The sequence below is a fragment of the Sulfitobacter geojensis genome, from assembly GCF_000622325.1.
In the GTDB taxonomy this organism is placed as follows: domain Bacteria; phylum Pseudomonadota; class Alphaproteobacteria; order Rhodobacterales; family Rhodobacteraceae; genus Sulfitobacter; species Sulfitobacter geojensis.
In genome coordinates, this window is sequence record NZ_JASE01000005.1 from 2,232,875 (window position 1) to 2,249,517 (window position 16,643).

Genomic DNA, 16,643 nt, shown 5'->3' on the forward strand with positions numbered 1-16,643 from the left:
AAAAAACATGCAGCGTATACTGGTCGACCAACAAAAGATCACCGCCGTCACGCAGGACGAAAGCGCACCCGCCGACCTGCAACCGAACGAAGTGCGCATCGCGCTGGAAAGCTATGCGCTGACGGCCAATAACGTCACCTATGCGGCGTCCGGTTTCGCGATTGGATATTGGCAGTTCTTCCCCAGTGGCGTGCCGGGGCAGGGGATCGTGCCGGTTTGGGGCATCGGAAAGGTCGTCGAAAGCCGCAACGAGATGTTGGCAGAAGGCACGCGGCTTTACGGTTTCTATCCCATGGCTGAATCGCTGGTGATCACCCCTGAAGTGTCAGCGCGCGGCAATGTTACCGATGTCGCCGCGCATCGCGTTGACCTGCCTGCCGTCTACAACAACTATGTCCCTGTGGGCGAGACAACCCCAGATCAGGACCATATCCGCGCCCTGCTGCAACCCTTGCTGGCGACATCGTACTTGTTGTCCGATTGGCTGGAGGACAACGCATATTTCGGCGCAAAACAAGTGATTGTGGGCAGCGCCTCCTCCAAAACCGGTCTGGGACTGTGCAAATATCTGGCCGAGCATAAGGATCGTGATTTCACCATCGTGGGGCTGACCTCCGCGCGTAATCGCAGCTTTGTTCAAGGACTGGGTGCCTGTGATCAGGTGTTGAGCTATGATGAAATCGACCAACTGGCGCATCAACCGTCGGTCTATGTTGATATGTCGGGCAATGCCGCGGTTAAGGCCGCGTTGCACAAACATCTGGCGGCGGAATTAAAGCATTCAGCGGCCGTCGGGATCAGCCACTGGGATGCGTTTAATCCGACAGTCGCGCTGGAGGGCGTGAAACCGGAGTTCTTTTTCGCCCCCGCCCAGATCGCCAAACGTCGCAAGGAATGGGGCGCCGGTGAAATCGACCGCCGCATCACGGAGGCATTCCTGCGCTTGGCCAATGAGGCCTCTGACTGGCTAAGCGTCAAGGTGCACAACGGGATGGACGCCGCCCCGGAGGTGTACACGGCCCTCGCGACAGGCAAAGCCGATCCGCGCGAGGGGCATGTGATCCGATTGCTTTAAGCGGTCAGGCCGAACAGCTCGCGCCGCCCAAAACGCAGAACTTGGCGCAATGGGGGTGGTTCAGCGCGACGTCCTGTTCCGCCTCTTGCAAGCTGTTGCCCAGTTCGAATTCCGCCGAATAGGGCAACAGCGTGCAGGCCAGAACCGCCGGTTTCTCCGCGCCTTTGCGTTTCACGACCATACGCGAAGACGCACACATCACTGCATCGGGGGATTTATCCAGAATGCCCCAACACGCGGTGGTAATTTCGGGCACTTCGACGGATTCGTCCATTTCGGGGAAAAGTACCGTCATCGCCGGGTCATTCGCGTCAATATCCAACCCGTGTTCGCCGTAAAAAGCGGCGTAGCCGGCGCGGCTTTCGGCGTCACTGTCGCCAAAGACAGATCGCCCCGCCACAGCCATCGTAAACCCGTTATCGCGCAGCCATTTCATGCCGGTCAGGGTCTTGTCAAACGCCCCCTCACCACGTTCCGCATCATGCAGATCGGCGCGATGGTGATCGACAGAAATACGCAACGTTAACTTGCCCGGATAGGCCGCATTCAGCCGCAACAGCCCGGCCTGCATGGATTTTCGCATCATCGGGCGCATGGCGTTTGTCAGGATCAACACGTCATAACCACGTGCCAGCGACGCTTCGGTGATGTCGATCATCTGCGGATTCATAAAGGGCTCGCCGCCGGTGAACGCGATTTCGCGGACGGGCCAGCTCCGCGTTTCGATCTGGTCAAGATAGTCGCGCACCTCGTCAGCCGTAATATAGACAAGCGCATCATTGCTGGGGCTGGACGCGATATAGCAGTTCACACATTCGATATTGCACAGGGTGCCGGTGTTGAACCACAACGTCTGCGGGTTACTCAAAGCAACGGTTGCCCGTGCTTCGCCTTTGGCGGTCAGGGCAGGGTCCTGAAACTTGCCGCTATTGGCGGTGGCACCGGTGACGTCCAGATCTTTCATGACTGCTCCTCGTTGGGCAATTATAATGGGAAAACACTTGTTTCACCGCTGTTCATGTTATCCACTGTGCTACGGTATCCAAAGTGTGTTGAAAAGACCTGCACCGCGGGTGTGCACGGGCTTGTGAACGCTTGAAATTTGACTATGTTACCGCTAACAGCGCCTGCAAAGATGAGAGACGGGGATAAAATGACCAAACTTCATGATGGTGTGCCACATATGGTGTCGCGGGTTATTCCGGTTGATCCTTTCGATCTGGTGATCTTTGGCGGCACGGGCGATCTGGCGCGGCGCAAGATTTTGCCGGGATTGTTCCGGCGGTTCATTGCCGGTCAGATGCCGCCAGAGGCGCGGATCATCGGGGCGGCGCGTACGGATATGGACAGCGCGGGTTACCGCGAAATGATTGCCGGTGCGATTGACGAATTCGGCGGCATCGACACACCGCCTACCGGTACGCTGGACGCCTTTCTGGCGCAGCTGGAATATGTCACGATCGACGCCAAAGGCGAAGCGGGGTGGGCCGAACTGCAAGAGTTGATGAAAGGCACGGGCCGCGTTGAAGCATATTATTTCTCCGTGGCCCCCTCCTTGTTCGGCGATCTGGCAGAGCGGTTGCAACATTGGGGCATGGCAGATGTGGATGCCCGCATCGTGGTCGAAAAACCTTTTGGCCGCGATCTGGCTACCGCAAAGGCGCTGAACGGGACGCTCGCCAAATACTTTAACGAAGACCAGATTTACCGCATCGACCATTATCTGGGCAAAGAGACCGTGCAAAATCTGATGGCGGTGCGCTTTGGCAACATGCTGTTTGAACCTTTGTGGAACGCACAATACGTCGATCACATCCAGATCACCGTGGCCGAAACCGTCGGTGTCGGGGGCAGGGGCGAATACTACGACAAATCCGGTGCGATGCGCGATATGGTGCAGAACCACCTGATGCAACTGTTGTGCCTGATCGCGATGGAACCGCCCGCGCGGTTCGACCCTGATGCGGTGCGCGACGAAAAACTCAAGGTGATCCGCGCGCTTGATCCCGTTCTGCCCCACCACATCATGCGTGGCCAATACGAGGCAGAAGCAGGGCAGGAAGGCACGCATCCAAGTTACCGCGAAGCGGTGGGTGATCCCCGTTCCAAAACGGAAAGCTTTATCGCGTTGAAAACCCAGATCAGCAACTGGCGCTGGTCGGGCACGCCGTTTTATCTGCGCACCGGCAAACGTATGGCGGCGCGGTCCTCGGAAATATCCGTGGTGTTCAAGGAAACGCCGCATTCGATTTTCGGGCCGGATGCCGGACAACACCGCAACGTGCTGTCGATCCGCCTGCAACCGAACGAAGGCATCACGCTGGGTGTGACGATCAAGGAACCGGGACCGGGCGGTATGCGCCTGATCGACGTGCCCCTTGATATGACATTTGCCGAAGCGCTGGATGATGACGCCGAACACGTCGATGCCTATGAGCGGCTGATCATGGATGTGATCCGTGGCAACCAGACCCTGTTCATGCGCGGCGATGAGGTAGAAGCGGCCTGGGCATGGACCGATCCGATTATCCACGGCTGGGAAGCACGCGGCGAAGTGCCCAAGCCCTACGACAGCGGGTCCAACGGCACCACGGATTCACATGAATTAATGCGGCGGGACGGCCGCGAATGGCGAAAGGTATCCCTATGAATTTGATCGAATACCCCGACCGCGAGATGCTGGCCATGTCTGTTGCAAATGTGCTGGCGGGCGAATTGCGCAAATCTTTGGCGGTTCAGGATCATGCCTCGTTTGCCTTGCCCGGTGGCACCACGCCGGGGCCGATCTTCGAAATGATGAGCGCAGTCGAAATCGACTGGTCGCGCGTCCATGTCATGCTGACGGACGAGCGCTGGGTGGATGAAGAAAACGCGCATTCCAATGCACGGCTGGTAAAGAACACGCTGCTCACGGGCTTTGGAGCCCAAGCGCAGTTCATTCCCTATTACCGTGACGGTCTTTCCGCCGCCGAAGGGGCCACAGAGGTCGCACCAACGCTCAAGGATGAATTGCCACTCTCGCTGTTGTTGCTGGGCATGGGGGCTGACATGCACACCGCATCGCTGTTTCCCAATGCACAAGGGCTGGGCGAGGCCATGGCAAATGACGCCCCCCTGTTGTGCGCCGTGCAACCGGTCGATCAGGACATGGTGCGTGTCACCCTGCCATTGCACGTTCTCACCGGCGCGTTGTCGACCCATCTGGTAATCTTTGGCGATGAGAAACGCGCCGCCGTGGAGCGCGCTCAAAGCCTGCCGCCCGAAGAAGCCCCCATAGGAGCGGTACTGGCCAATGCCACCGTGCACTGGGCCGCGTAATGCAGACTTGGGACAAACTACACACCCGTTTTGAAGCCATTGGCGAACGCCCCATTCTGGCGCTGTTCGAGGATGCGACACGTGCCAAATCCTTTACCATCCAGACACAGGATATGGCGTTTGATTATGCCAAAACCAACATTGACGCCGACACCCGGGCCGATCTGATCGCGTTGGCCGAGGAGGCCGGTGTCGCAGACAAACGCGATGCCATGTTCCGGGGCGACAAGATCAACGATACCGAAGGGCGCGCAGTTTTGCACACCGCGCTGCGCAACCGCGATGATGCGCCGGTCATGGTGGACGGCGCAGACGTCATGCCCGCCATCCGCGACACCCTGAAACGGATGGCGGATTTCTCCGACCAGATCCGCGGCAGCGGCATCACCGATGTCGTCAACATCGGCATCGGCGGTTCCGACCTTGGACCCGCCATGGCTGTGGCAGCACTCGCCCCGTATCACGACGGGCCGCGCTGCCATTTTGTGTCGAACGTGGACGGGGCGCATATTTCGGATACGCTGCGCGGGCTGGACGCCAAAACCACGCTGGTCATTGTCGCCTCAAAAACCTTTACCACCATCGAAACCATGACCAATGCGCGCACCGCGCGGGCGTGGATGGTGGATCATGGCGGCAATCCGGCAACGCAGTTTGCAGCCCTCAGTACCGCCGAGGACAAGACCGCCGCGTTCGGCATTGCGCCTGCGCAAGTCTTCGGTTTCGAGGACTGGGTGGGCGGGCGTTATTCCGTCTGGGGGCCGATTGGCCTGTCCCTCATGATCGCCATCGGGCCGAAAGGGTTCAACGCCTTTCTCGATGGTGCTTTTGCCATGGACACCCATTTTCGCGCCGCCGAGCCTTTGGAAAACATGCCAATGATGCTGGCGTTGGTCGGCATCTGGCACAACCAAATTTGCGGCCACGCCACCCGCGCGGTATTGCCCTACGATGAACGTCTGTCGCTATTGCCTGATTACTTTCAACAACTTGAGATGGAATCAAACGGCAAGCGTGTGCAGATGGACGGCACCGCATCGCCGCGCGACACCGGCCCCGTTGTCTGGGGCGCGGCGGGCACTAACGGGCAGCATGCGTTTTATCAGCTGATCCATCAGGGCACCCGTGTCATTCCCTGCGAATTCATGGTGGCGGCCAACGGGCATGAACCGGAACTGGCGCATCATCACCACCTGCTGATTGCCAATTGTCTGGCCCAATCCGAAGCCTTGATGCAGGGGCGCTCGCTGGCGCAGGCCCGCAAGATCATGCAGGACAAGGGGCTAAGTGGTGACGAACTGGAACGCCAGGCGCAACATCGCGTCTTTGTCGGCAACCGGCCGTCGACCACGTTGGTCTATGACCGGCTTGACCCGTATACTTTGGGTCAAATCATCGCGCTTTATGAACACCGCGTGTTTGTCGAAGGGGTGATCCTCGGGATCAACTCTTATGATCAATGGGGCGTTGAACTGGGCAAGGAGCTGGCGACATCGCTGCAACCCGTTGTCGAGGGCACACAAAGCGCCGAGGGCAAGGACAGCTCGACCGCCTCATTGGTCGACTATTTGATCAGGCACCGCGACGCCTGATCAGCATCGGCCCCAAAGCGCGACATCAGACCTGATGATCATAGGTGACCCACATCGTGCGGGTCGCCAGTTTGTCGTAAACGCCGCGCCCGCGATAATTGTCATCCGCCGTGATCCAGCGCACGACCGGCCAACCGTTTTCGCGCGCCACATCCGCGACCGCCTTGATCAGCGCATCCGCAGCCCCCGAACCGCGCGCCGCGGGATCGACAAACAGATCGTCCAGAAAACAATTTGTCCGCGCGCCAAGGCAGCTGACAAAAGGCCGGTAATGGGTCAGTCCCACCAACCTGCCATCCGCATTTTCGGCGACAATCCCGTTACTGGTGTGTTCCGCATCCATCAGCCAACCGAAAACCCTGTCGCGCATTTCGGCGGTTTGTTCGACTTTGTAAAACGTGGCGTAGCCCTGATACAGGTTATCCCATTCGGCGCGGTCGGTCGCCTTGAGCGGGCGGGTGGTGATGTGACTGTTTTGACCTGCCATGGGTTATCCTTCCTGCTTCGCGCCATCGACGGCGATGAATCGGGCGCGAATCTCGTCCGGGATCGGGAAACGGCCTGATCCGTCAGGCTGCAACAACACCAACACGCAGTCAAAGGTCGCCCGCAACGTACCACCTGACCAAATCTGCTGACCCAGCGTGTATGAACTGGTACGAAACGCACGACAGCCGCATGTCGCAACGTAATCTTCGTCCATCCGCATTTCCTGATGGTAGCGAATGTTGCCTGACCGGATCACAATCCGTGGATTCACACCGCTTTTGCCATAGTTTGAAATGCCCCATTCCTGCGAATATCGCACCCGCAGGCGTTCGAACTATTCAAGGTAAACCTTGTTATTTACATGGTTCAAAATGTCCAATTCGGAAAACCGAACACGGTCTGCCATGGCCAGAGGTTGCACGGGGTCAATGCCGGCAACAACCTGTTGGGCGGGGGAAAGCGGGGTATGGTAAGTTAACGTCATGTCACATGCTTAAGGGGGGACACCACCCGCTTGCAAGAGCACGCCGCATTGTTCAAGTTACGGCAAAACATTTCCATGGGAGGAAACCGCAATGCTTGGCCAAATGATGACGCAACCGCTGCTGATATCGAGCCTGATCGCCCATACCGAACGCTACCACAACACGGCCGAGATTTATTCGGTCAATACTGGGGGCGGTGTCGAAGAAACCTCATGGGGGCAGGTGGCGCTCAACGCGCGCAAACTGGCCTCCGCTCTGACGGGTCTGGGGCTCGAACCGCAGGCGCGTTGCGGCACGATCGCGTGGAACAACCGCCGCCATCTGGAAATATATTTCGGCGTCTCGGGGGGCGGGTTCGTCTGCCACACCATCAACCCGCGCCTGTTTCCCGAACAGCTGGTCTATATCCTGAACCATGCGGAAGATAAGGTTCTGTTCATCGACAAGACCTTTGTGCCTTTGGTCGCCGCGATCCGCGACAAGCTGGAGCATCTGGAACATGTCGTGCTGATGGAAGGCACCGATGAGGAAGCCGCCAAAGCGTTACCGGGTTTGAAATTCTATGACGATCTGGTTGCCTCGGGTGATGATGCCTACACTTGGCCGCAGATCGACGAAAACACCGCCTCCAGCCTGTGTTACACCTCCGGTACGACGGGCAACCCGAAGGGCGTTCTTTATTCACACCGCTCCACTGTGCTGCATTCCTTTGGTGTGAACATGGCGGACAGTCTGGGCATCAAGGCCACGGATATCGTCTTGCCGGTGGTCCCGATGTTCCACGTCAACGCATGGGGCTCGCCTTATGCCTGCGCCATGAGCGGGGCGCGCATGGTGATGCCGGGGCCGGGACTGGACGGGCCGTCGCTTGTTAAACTGATTGACAGCTACAAGGTTTCAATTGCCCTTGGGGTGCCAACAATCTGGCTGGGTCTGCTGGGAGAAGCCAAGAAAATCGGCAGCAAGCTCGAAAGCCTGCAAAGCACCGTTGTCGGCGGCTCTGCCTGTCCGCCTTCGATGATCACCTCCTTCCGCGAGGATTTCGGCGTGGATACAGTACACGCCTGGGGCATGACGGAAATGTCTCCTTTGGGATCTGTGAACCGGCCCTTGTCCAAACATCTGGAACTGCCAATCGAAGCACAGCACAGCCTGCGTGAAAATCAGGGACGTCCCGTGTTCGGTGTCGAACTTGAAATTCTCGATGACGACGGCAACCCCTTGCCTCATGATGGTAAGGCACAGGGCGATCTGGTCACACGCGGCCACTGGATTCTGGATGCATATTTCCGCTCCACACGCGAAGAAACCCTGACCAACGGCTGGTTTGACACGGGCGATGTGGCGACGATGGATCCTGACGGCTATGTCACGATCAAGGACCGTTCAAAGGACATCATCAAATCTGGCGGCGAATGGATCAGCTCAGTCGAGTTGGAAAACATCGCCATTGCCCATCCGATGCTGGCGGATGCCGCGGTCATCGGGGCGCGTCACGAAAAATGGGATGAACGCCCGATCTTGGTCGCTGTCAAAGCCGAAGGGCAAGACCCGTCAGAGGCCGAGGTACTTGAGGTGTTCGAAGGCAAAATCGCAAAGTGGCAGGTGCCGGACCGTGTGGTCTTTACCGATGTGCTGCCGCGCAACGCCACGGGCAAGGTGCTGAAACGCAACCTGCGCGAAGAGTTTGGCGAAGTATTGATCGGCTAGACCGACCCTACACACGGGAAGGGGCGACAAGTCCCTTCCCAACGGAACCGATGTAACCGGCCTAGCAGTATTTCTCCGGCCCGTTCCACTGTGGCGGCGCATATCTGTCACCATGGGCCCAGCCAACCGGCAACACCTTTTCGATTGCCGCAAGGTCGTCGCCACTCAAGGTCCGGTCCGCTCCCTCTAGAAGCTGTGCGAAATGTGCCACGGATCGCGTTCCGGGGATCGGGATCACGTGATCCCCTTGCGCCAGCAGCCACGCGATGGCCAGACCTGCTGTGGAAATCCCCATATCGGACGCCAGCGATTGCAGCCCTTTCACGGCGGCGATATTGGCGCTGTAGTTTGGTTCAACAAAGCGGGGGTTGCTGGACAGAAAAGCCAGTTCCTGCACCGCGTCAAACCCCAGTGGCGTATCGGTCAACAAGGACCGCCCCACAGGTGAAAACGCGACCAGCGCGGTGCCCAGTTCCGCGCAGGTCTGCACCAGCCCCAATTCCGGAGAGCGTGTCGATAGCGAATATTCCGACTGCACAGCGGCCACCGGATGCACCGCATGAGCACGCCGCAACGACGATGGGGCAATCTCGGAAAAACCGATGGCTTTGGCCTTGCCCGACTTCACCAGAGCGGCCAGCGTTTCGGTAACCTCTTCGATGGGTAGGGACGCGTCACGGCGGTGCACATAATAAAGGTCCACCGCGTCAACGCCCAGCCGTTTCAGGCTGCCCTCCAGTTCCGCCTCTAGATGTTGCGCCGAATTGTCAAAGATATTTCCCGGCCCGTCCGGGTTGCGGGTTATGCCGCCCTTGGTGGCGATGGTGAAATGATCCTTTGCCGCGGGGTGCGCTGCCAGATAGCTGCCAATCACGGTTTCCGATGTCCCCATGCCATAGACATTGGCCGTATCGATGTGGGTTACCCCCGCGTCCATCGCCGTATCCAGAATGGCGTGGCTCTCGGCCTCGTTGGTGGGTCCGTAGAAATTAGAAAAAGACATCGCACCGATGCCGACGGGGTGCACCTGCGGTCCGTTCTTGCCAAGGGATCTGGTTTTCATCTGGGGGTCCTGTGATTGAAGAATAGTCTGTTTCGGGCCTTAAGTACCATCGCGGGTTTGCGGGGTCCGCATGCCCAGAATGCTTCCGGCAAGCTGGGTGCGCAATATCTGCGCCGTGCCGCCACCAATGGTGAACATCCGCACATCACGGTACATCCGCTCCAACGGTTCCTCGCTGCCATAGCCGCGCGCGCCGAAGATTTGCAGCGCGTCATTCACCACTTTGATCGCCGCTTCCGAGGCAAAGAGTTTCGCACGTGCCGCCATAGTAATGTCGGGAAAGGGGGATCCGTTCGGGCCACGTGATTTCGCCGCCTCGTGCAACATCAGGCGCGCGGCATGCACCGAAGTGTCCATATCCGCCAGCATCCATTGCAGCCCCTGAAACTCGGCCAGCGGCCTGCCGAATTGCTCACGTTCTTTCAGATAGCGTTTGGCATGCTCCAGCGCACCGGCGGCGACGCCCATCGCAATGGTGCCCGCACCCACACGCTGGCTGTTATAGGCGTTCATCAGATCGGCAAAACCGCGTCCGAATCCCGAAGGGGGCCGCAGCACATCCTCATCCGCGATGAATACATCATCAAAGGCCAGTGTCGCCTCCGGCATACCACACAGCCCCATAGTGCGCTCATGGCCCGCCACGCGAAACCCTTGCGGGGTCAGACCCGCCGCGGGATCATGGCACAGGATGAACCCGCCGATGCCCTGATCCTGTCCGGCACCGTCCAGCACACGGGCAAAGACAAGGTGCACCTTCGAAATGCCGCCGCCGGTGATCCAGTGTTTGACGCCGTTCAACAGATAACCGCCTTCGGTGCGCTGGGCTGTTGTGCTCATTTGGGTGGCAGCACTGCCGGCCTGAGGTTCGGTGATGCAGATCGCAGGCTTGTCACCGGCCAGTACATAGGGTGCGACACGTTCTTTCTGCGCTGCGGTGCCATAGGCCATGATGGCGCTGATCCCGCCCATGTTTGCCTCTACAACGATCCGCGCTGACAGGGTGCAAGCCTTTGCGATTTCCTCGACCACCACAACCGTATCCAGCCATGACGCCGCTTGCCCGCCCAGATGGGTCGGCAGGGTCATACCCATGATACCGGCATCCGTCAGATCCTTGATGTTGTCCCAGCAATAGCTGCGCTCGCGGTCCCATTTGGCCGCACGCGGTGCGAATGTCGTGGCCAGTTCTTTGGCGATGGCGCGATAGGATGCGCGAGGTTCGGTATCTTTCATAAATCAAGTGTTACGTTTTTTCGGCGGCGGAACAACCTTTGAAGGGCACCGCACAATGCCTTGGGGCAGGGGGTGGGCGGGCTTCATGTCACCAGCGCGGGCGTGCCTTTGGATCGGTTGCGCCCCATCGCTGGGACGGCGCAGGCGATTTATCTCGAATCAAACGGAATCACATTGGCACACCGCCAAAGGAGACAGAGGTTAAGGCCTTGAATATGCGTAAAACCGTCCGTCCTTGTGCCCCTTGATCCAAATCAACAAAGTGGACCATTTCCACCATTCACGCTCAAATCATCTAAAACGGGAACCTGCCTTATTCTCGACATTCGGGGGGCTAGTGACGAACACGAACCGGTCTGAATGGCATCATACCTTGGTATGAAAGACCTGCGCCGTAGGTGTTAAAGGCCATTTTTCACTCCCAAGACGGATATCGACCTGTGGGGATTGCTGTCATTTCTAATCACACCCCGGGTCACTAGCGACCCTCACAGGTCACTACCGACCACCAATCGAAAAGAGAATTAACATGACCCTTACACGTAACGCCCTGAACAAAGCACTCCGCACTTTCGCCAAAGACGAAGACGGTGCGACCGCAATTGAATACGCCCTGATGGTCGCCCTTGTGGGTGCCGTAATCGTTGTGGGTGTCACATCACTCGGTACGTCTACCAACACGAAATTCAGCGATGTCGCCACGGTTATCGACGAAGCAGGTGACGACGCCCCAGCCGGCGGCAGCTAATCAGCATTCATACTCTCGTGCTTGCGGTTTTCGGATCGCAAGCACCAACCAACTTTCCGACCTTAACGAAAACACAGGCACCCCATCATGACAGTTTCCAGCCCGTCCAGCAGCGCACCAAAGCCGGTGGCCGCATATGTGTGTACCGACCAAGGTGCCGACATTGCACGCAGCGTGGTTGATACTTTGGGCGGGGACCCCTCAACACTGCATGGGGGCGGATTGGGCGGCGCAGCACGCGTCTGCCGCACACCTGCACTTGAAAAACTGGTACTGGCGGAAATGGGCAATATGACCCTTGATGCCGCGTGCGAATGTGTCACCGAAATTCGCCAGACGGGCGCACACGTTATTGTGCTGGGCGACAAACCCGACCTTGCGACCTACCGCGCGCTGCGCAACGCTGGCGCCGAAGAATATTTCGCCTATCCCGTCACCCACGAAGAAATCATCGCCGCCAACGACAATATCGCAGCCCCTGTGCAGCAACCGGTTGCGGAAATCGCGACTGTTCACGGCACCTGCATCGGGGTGATGGGATGCAACGGCGGTGTCGGCACCAGCCTGCTGGCCCAGAACCTCGCGTTTCACGCCGCCGCTGGCAAGGGAAATGGCCCCGCATTGGAAACCGCATTGATCGACGCCGATCTGCGTTTCGGGTCGCAGGCGATTGATCTGGATCGCAAGGACACGCCCGGCCTGCTGGAAGCGCTATCGGCACCGGACCGTGTCGATGACACTTTCCTGAGCGCCACAATGGAAAAACTGACCGAGCGCCTGTCGCTGTACTCCCAACAGGCGCATATCTCGCAGAACGTCGATGCGATGGATGCGGCTTTCCCGCCGCTGCTTGACGCGATCCGCGCCAAGTTCGACGCAGTCGTTGTCGACTTACCACGCACCACCCTTGTGGCGCACCCTGAATTCGCCCGTGCACTTGATACGCTGATTTTGGTGATCCCTGCGGGATATGCCGGTGTGAATGTGGCAAGCCGGCTGATGTCAGTGCTGAAAGCCGAAGCGCCGGCGTTGAAAATCCTTCCGGTGTTGTCGGAATTCCGTCAGGACGCAAAGCTAACGGCCAAGGACATTGGCGTCGGGATCGGCCTTGATGTGGTGGCGACACTGCCCGAAAGCGCCAAGGCGCTGACCCGCGCCCATCGCGCGGCCAAATCCCTGACCGAAAACCAGCCCCGCGCGCCTTATGCCAAGGCAACGCGCACCATTTGGGAACGGGCGACGAAACCGGTGAAAGCCACCGTGGCTACATCAGCCCCGAAACCAAGGCTGGGCTTCTTCAAGAGGGCCACGGCGTGACTGTGCACCTCCCTCAACCTTCCTTGCGCGACGCTGTCGCCCTGGTCGTCGAGATTGCAGAGCAGTTCGACGCCGACGGGTTGCCCGCCGAAGACCGCGCAAATGCTGCCGTGACCTATGTGATCGAGCGCCAGAACTTTCCGTGGCCATTGGCCCTGCAACGCCAGATCCTCAGCCAAGCAACCAAAGCCTTGCGCGGCGATCTGCCGGACGAGGCAAGCGATGTCGATCTGGTAGAGACCGCTAAACCGGTTCCGAGCAACACATTTGCCATGGCCGACCCCGTCGAGGCCCAACCGGTCGATAGATCTGCCAAGCTGGATGAGACAATTGAAAAGGTCGTGGCCCTCGCACAGGCCGAACCGCAACTGCGCGAAGTGGCCGCTACAAAACCTGCCAAGGCTCAGGCCGATGTCACGCCGCCGTCGATCAAAATGTTGGCACTGGCCAATGACGTTGTGCACGCCTTGCTCGAATTCCTCGATTTTTCGGAGTTGGCGGCAAAACCCCGTGCCGAACAGGAAATCCTGATCCGCAGTGGCATTGAATCCGTTTCAACGGAAAAGAAACTCCACCTCAACGGGCGCGAGATTGCCGAACTGGTGTCGGCAGTGCTGGCCGATATGCTGGGCCTTGGCCCGCTCGAAGCGCTTTTGGCCGACGAGAACATCACAGACATCATGGTCAACGGACCGAACCAGATTTTCGTCGAACGCGGTGGCAAACTGGAACTGACGCAGGTGCGGTTTCGCGACAATGAGCATGTATTCACCGTGGCCAGCCGGATTGTTGCGGCTGTCGGTCGGCGCATTGATGAATCCCAACCCCTTGTCGATGCCCGTCTGGCCGATGGTAGCCGTGTGAACATCGCGGTGCCACCGCTGGCGATTGACGGCGCAACCATCACCATCCGTAAATTCCCCTCGGCACCGGTCAAGCTGGAAAAGCTGGTCGAAGGTGGCAGCCTGACCGCCCAGATGAGCCGCTTTCTGGCCCTTGCGGCATATCTGCGCCTGAATATCCTAGTCTCGGGCGGCACCGGTTCCGGTAAAACCACGTTGATGAACGCGATGTCTGGCTTCATTCCCGAAGGCGAGCGGATCGTCACCATCGAGGACGCCGCCGAACTGCGTTTCCAGCAGGAACATGTGGTGCGCTTTGAAACCCGTCCGCCCAATGTCGAAGGCACCGGCGAAGTCACCATGCGGACCTTGATGCGCAATGCCCTGCGGATGCGCCCTGACCGTATCATCATCGGTGAAATTCGCGGCGACGAAGTGCTGGACCTGTTGCAGGCGATGAACACCGGCCATGACGGGTCCATGAGCACTTTGCACGCCAACTCGCCCGCCGAGGCGCTGACCCGTGTGGAAAGCATGGCAGCATTGGCCGGTTTTGCCCCCGGCAGCGGCGTTGTGCGCCGCCAGCTGGCAGATGCGGTAAACCTGATTGTGCAGGTGTCGCGGATGCGGGACGGCAAACGCCGCGTGACCTCGATCTCTGAACTGACCGGCCTGTCAGGTGATGTCATCACCTTGCAGGAATTGTTCACCTTTCAGACCGATCCCGAAAGCACCCGCACGAAAGTGACCGGCAAACATGTCTATTCCGGTTACCGCCCGGGATTTGCCAGCCGCGCGGCCGATTATGGCGTCGCGGACGAGCTTGACTCAATTCTGGGGACCAAATGATGTCGACATTTACACTCCTACTGATGGCCGGTTTCGCTTTGAACGCAGGGTTGATCCTGTTCGGGTTTGTCCTTGCTGACCGCCAGCGGCGCCGTCACATCGCCCGTTTGCACCGCCAGAAAGACGCGATAGCTCTGCCTGCCGTGCAGCGTTCGAAATCCAGAAAGCGCGGGCCATTGCGCCCGACCAACGCGACAGAGCGTTTCGTCGCCTTTTTTGAACGCCAGCTTGACCAGACCAGCCTGCGCATTGGCGTCAACGAATTCCTGATTCAGGTGGGCATCGGTCTGTTGGCCCTCTACGCGCTTGCCGTTCTGGCACTTGGGTTGCACCCGATTACGGCCTTGCCGGTTGCTGCTGTACTGACTTTCGGGATGATGATGAGCATCCTCAATATTGCGCAAAGCCGGTACAAGGCCGCGTTCTCTGCCGGTCTGCCAGAGGCACTGGACATCTTTGCACGCGGTTTGCGGGCAGGGCGTCCGGTCACGGATTCCATGGCGATTGTGGTCGACAACTCAAGCGGTCCGATCTTGCATGAATTCAGCCGCTGCCGCGACGAAGTGCGCATGGGCACGTCATTGCCCGATTGTCTGGAACGCCTGAGCGCGCGTTTGCCCCTGGCCGAAGTGAACTTCTTTGCGGTTTCCACAGCCTTGCAGGCCGAAACCGGCGGCAACCTGATTGAAACCATGGAAAACCTCGCCGCACAGTTACGCGAGCGGCGCAAGCTGCGCAAAAAGGCCCGTGCCCTCACGTCCGAAGCGCGGGCAAGCGCGATTATTCTTGCGTCTTTGCCCTTCGCCGTCACTTTGCTGATCGCAGTGTTGAACGGTGCCTATCTTGAACCGCTTTATGCGGATCCGCGGGGCCGCATTATGTCCGCCACCGCCCTTGGCAGCATCGCCCTTGGCATCTTTATCATGGTTCGGATGGGCAAGCTGGATGTCTGAGACCTCGATCCATATCTTCTGGATGGCCTTTCTGGGCCTGAGCACCGCCATGATGGCGCTGACCTTCCTGATGTACAGCGAACACCAGCGCAGTCTGCGGGCAGGGCGGTTGAACCGCGCCAACGGGTCCGAAAAAGCACGCCGCGTTGGCGATATTGCGGTGAACACCGGCCCGTTCGGGACGTTGACAGGCAAGATGCGTGATGTCGTTGTGAAGCTGGGCGAACGTCTGTCTGTCGTTTTGGGCGGGGAGTCGCGCGAGACCGCTGCAAACCTGTCATCCGCCGGTTTCCGCAGCCGCGATGCACTGCTGATCTATGCTTTTCTTAAAACCATCCTGCCGCTGACGGCGCTGCTGGGCGGGCTGATCTGGCTGCTTTTAACCAAACCCCTTGATATCACTATCATCATGCCTGCTGCTATGGTTATCGGTGCGGCCCTCGGGCTGTCGATCGGCGTTGATTTCGTGGTCAACAAAGCCCGCACCGCACGTCTGGCCCGCATCCGCCAGAGCTTTCCCGATATGCTGGAGCTGATTGTCATCACCTCCGAGGCTGGTCTGGGACCACAGCCCGCCTTGCACCGCGTGGCGCAGGAGATGGCCGTCACGCACCCGGACCTTGCGCAAGAAATGCTGCAAATGGTGTCGGAAATGGCCATGACCAGCGATGCGCGCGGCGCTTACGAAAAGCTGAATGTTCGTGCGCCCTTGCCGGAAATCGCGGTCTTTACGCAAACGCTGGATCAATCCGACCGATACGGCACGCCCTTTGCCCGCGCCATGCGCACGCTGATCGACGAACAGCGCAGCAACCGTTTGGTCGCTGTAGAGGAAAAGGCCGCGCGGCTGCCGGTTCTGATGACCATGCCACTGATCTTTTGCATCATGCCCGCCATCTTTGTGGTGCTGGTCGGACCAGCCGGGCTCAACGTTTTTGACAACATTCTATCGGGAGGCTGAGGACG

The 16,643-nt window shown here is 58.9% G+C and carries 16 protein-coding genes; 10 read left to right on the plus strand and 6 right to left on the minus strand.

What is annotated here, in order from left to right; genetic code table 11:
• Positions 1–7: 7 nt before the first annotated feature.
• A complete protein-coding gene (locus tag Z947_RS0112855) occupies positions 8–1,075 on the plus strand; it encodes a DUF2855 family protein (RefSeq protein ID WP_025044705.1) in 1,068 nt (355 codons plus the stop codon).
• Between the two features lie 4 nt (positions 1,076–1,079).
• Here Z947_RS0112855 and Z947_RS0112860 read toward each other — a convergent pair whose 3' ends face one another.
• Positions 1,080–2,039 carry a radical SAM protein gene (locus Z947_RS0112860; RefSeq protein WP_025044706.1) on the minus strand — a complete coding sequence of 320 codons (960 nt, stop codon included), beginning with the start codon at positions 2,037–2,039 and terminating at the stop codon, positions 1,080–1,082.
• A 219-nt stretch (positions 2,040–2,258) separates the two neighbouring features.
• Between Z947_RS0112860 and zwf the strand changes: the two genes are divergently transcribed.
• From zwf to pgi, 3 genes are read left to right on the plus strand one after another with little or no spacing between them, the layout of a single operon-like run.
• Positions 2,259–3,725, plus strand: coding sequence for a glucose-6-phosphate dehydrogenase (zwf, locus tag Z947_RS0112865; protein WP_025044707.1), 1,467 nt, complete (start codon positions 2,259–2,261; stop codon positions 3,723–3,725).
• A complete protein-coding gene (pgl, locus tag Z947_RS0112870) occupies positions 3,722–4,393 on the plus strand; it encodes a 6-phosphogluconolactonase (protein ID WP_025044708.1) in 672 nt (223 codons plus the stop codon). Before zwf ends, pgl begins: the two co-directional genes overlap by 4 nt.
• Positions 4,393–5,985 carry a glucose-6-phosphate isomerase gene (pgi, locus tag Z947_RS0112875; protein WP_025044709.1) on the plus strand — a complete coding sequence of 531 codons (1,593 nt, stop codon included), beginning with the start codon at positions 4,393–4,395 and terminating at the stop codon, positions 5,983–5,985. Before pgl ends, pgi begins: the two co-directional genes overlap by 1 nt.
• 25 nt (positions 5,986–6,010) lie before the next feature.
• Here pgi and Z947_RS0112880 read toward each other — a convergent pair whose 3' ends face one another.
• From Z947_RS0112880 to Z947_RS22510, 3 genes are read right to left on the minus strand one after another with little or no spacing between them, the layout of a single operon-like run.
• The gene (locus Z947_RS0112880; protein ID WP_025044710.1) at positions 6,011–6,472 is read right to left on the minus strand and encodes a GNAT family N-acetyltransferase; all 462 of its coding nucleotides are present in this window, start codon (positions 6,470–6,472) and stop codon (positions 6,011–6,013) included.
• 3 nt (positions 6,473–6,475) lie between these two features.
• The gene (locus Z947_RS21075) at positions 6,476–6,799 is read right to left on the minus strand and encodes an acyl-CoA thioesterase (protein WP_338057843.1); all 324 of its coding nucleotides are present in this window, start codon (positions 6,797–6,799) and stop codon (positions 6,476–6,478) included.
• Positions 6,800–6,808: 9 nt separating this feature from the next.
• Positions 6,809–6,958, minus strand: a complete 150-nt coding sequence (locus tag Z947_RS22510) for a hypothetical protein (RefSeq protein ID WP_338057825.1) — start codon at positions 6,956–6,958, stop codon at positions 6,809–6,811.
• Between the two features lie 91 nt (positions 6,959–7,049).
• On the opposite strand from Z947_RS22510, the gene Z947_RS0112890 reads away from it, so the two are divergent.
• Positions 7,050–8,669, plus strand: coding sequence for a long-chain-fatty-acid--CoA ligase (locus Z947_RS0112890; RefSeq protein WP_025044711.1), 1,620 nt, complete (start codon positions 7,050–7,052; stop codon positions 8,667–8,669).
• Between the two features lie 61 nt (positions 8,670–8,730).
• On the opposite strand, the gene Z947_RS0112895 is transcribed toward Z947_RS0112890, so the two are convergent.
• Together Z947_RS0112895 and acdA are read right to left on the minus strand one after the other, a co-directional pair.
• Positions 8,731–9,732 (minus strand): aldo/keto reductase, encoded by a 1,002-nt coding sequence (locus Z947_RS0112895; protein WP_025044712.1) that lies wholly within the window; start codon positions 9,730–9,732, stop codon positions 8,731–8,733.
• Between the two features lie 39 nt (positions 9,733–9,771).
• Positions 9,772–10,968, minus strand: a complete 1,197-nt coding sequence (gene acdA / locus Z947_RS0112900; RefSeq protein ID WP_025044713.1) for a 3-sulfinopropanoyl-CoA desulfinase — start codon at positions 10,966–10,968, stop codon at positions 9,772–9,774.
• A gap of 529 nt (positions 10,969–11,497) precedes the next feature.
• Between acdA and Z947_RS0112905 the strand changes: the two genes are divergently transcribed.
• From Z947_RS0112905 to Z947_RS0112925, 5 genes are all read left to right on the plus strand, one after another.
• The gene (locus tag Z947_RS0112905) at positions 11,498–11,716 is read left to right on the plus strand and encodes a Flp family type IVb pilin (protein ID WP_052880616.1); all 219 of its coding nucleotides are present in this window, start codon (positions 11,498–11,500) and stop codon (positions 11,714–11,716) included.
• An 87-nt stretch (positions 11,717–11,803) separates the two neighbouring features.
• Complete coding sequence (locus Z947_RS0112910) at positions 11,804–13,033, plus strand: CpaE/TadZ family protein (RefSeq protein WP_025044715.1); 1,230 nt, start codon at positions 11,804–11,806, stop codon at positions 13,031–13,033.
• Entirely contained in the window at positions 13,030–14,724 is a 1,695-nt protein-coding gene (locus tag Z947_RS0112915) for a TadA family conjugal transfer-associated ATPase (RefSeq protein ID WP_025044716.1), read from the plus strand. Before Z947_RS0112910 ends, Z947_RS0112915 begins: the two co-directional genes overlap by 4 nt.
• Entirely contained in the window at positions 14,724–15,677 is a 954-nt protein-coding gene (locus Z947_RS0112920) for a type II secretion system F family protein (protein WP_162171873.1), read from the plus strand. Before Z947_RS0112915 ends, Z947_RS0112920 begins: the two co-directional genes overlap by 1 nt.
• Positions 15,670–16,638, plus strand: a complete 969-nt coding sequence (locus Z947_RS0112925; protein WP_025044718.1) for a type II secretion system F family protein — start codon at positions 15,670–15,672, stop codon at positions 16,636–16,638. Before Z947_RS0112920 ends, Z947_RS0112925 begins: the two co-directional genes overlap by 8 nt.
• Positions 16,639–16,643: the final 5 nt, after the last annotated feature.

Coding starts and splice junctions, on each gene's coding strand:
- Z947_RS0112855 (WP_025044705.1), top strand. CDS start 8: ATGCAGCGTATACTGGTCGACCAACAAAAGATCACCGCCGTCACGCAG.
- Z947_RS0112860 (WP_025044706.1), bottom strand. CDS start 2,039: ATGAAAGATCTGGACGTCACCGGTGCCACCGCCAATAGCGGCAAGTTT.
- zwf (WP_025044707.1), top strand. CDS start 2,259: ATGGTGTCGCGGGTTATTCCGGTTGATCCTTTCGATCTGGTGATCTTT.
- pgl (WP_025044708.1), top strand. CDS start 3,722: ATGAATTTGATCGAATACCCCGACCGCGAGATGCTGGCCATGTCTGTT.
- pgi (WP_025044709.1), top strand. CDS start 4,393: ATGCAGACTTGGGACAAACTACACACCCGTTTTGAAGCCATTGGCGAA.
- Z947_RS0112880 (WP_025044710.1), bottom strand. CDS start 6,472: ATGGCAGGTCAAAACAGTCACATCACCACCCGCCCGCTCAAGGCGACC.
- Z947_RS22510 (WP_338057825.1), bottom strand. CDS start 6,958: ATGACGTTAACTTACCATACCCCGCTTTCCCCCGCCCAACAGGTTGTT.
- Z947_RS0112890 (WP_025044711.1), top strand. CDS start 7,050: ATGCTTGGCCAAATGATGACGCAACCGCTGCTGATATCGAGCCTGATC.
- Z947_RS0112895 (WP_025044712.1), bottom strand. CDS start 9,732: ATGAAAACCAGATCCCTTGGCAAGAACGGACCGCAGGTGCACCCCGTC.
- acdA (WP_025044713.1), bottom strand. CDS start 10,968: ATGAAAGATACCGAACCTCGCGCATCCTATCGCGCCATCGCCAAAGAA.
- Z947_RS0112905 (WP_052880616.1), top strand. CDS start 11,498: ATGACCCTTACACGTAACGCCCTGAACAAAGCACTCCGCACTTTCGCC.
- Z947_RS0112910 (WP_025044715.1), top strand. CDS start 11,804: ATGACAGTTTCCAGCCCGTCCAGCAGCGCACCAAAGCCGGTGGCCGCA.
- Z947_RS0112920 (WP_162171873.1), top strand. CDS start 14,724: ATGTCGACATTTACACTCCTACTGATGGCCGGTTTCGCTTTGAACGCA.
- Z947_RS0112925 (WP_025044718.1), top strand. CDS start 15,670: ATGTCTGAGACCTCGATCCATATCTTCTGGATGGCCTTTCTGGGCCTG.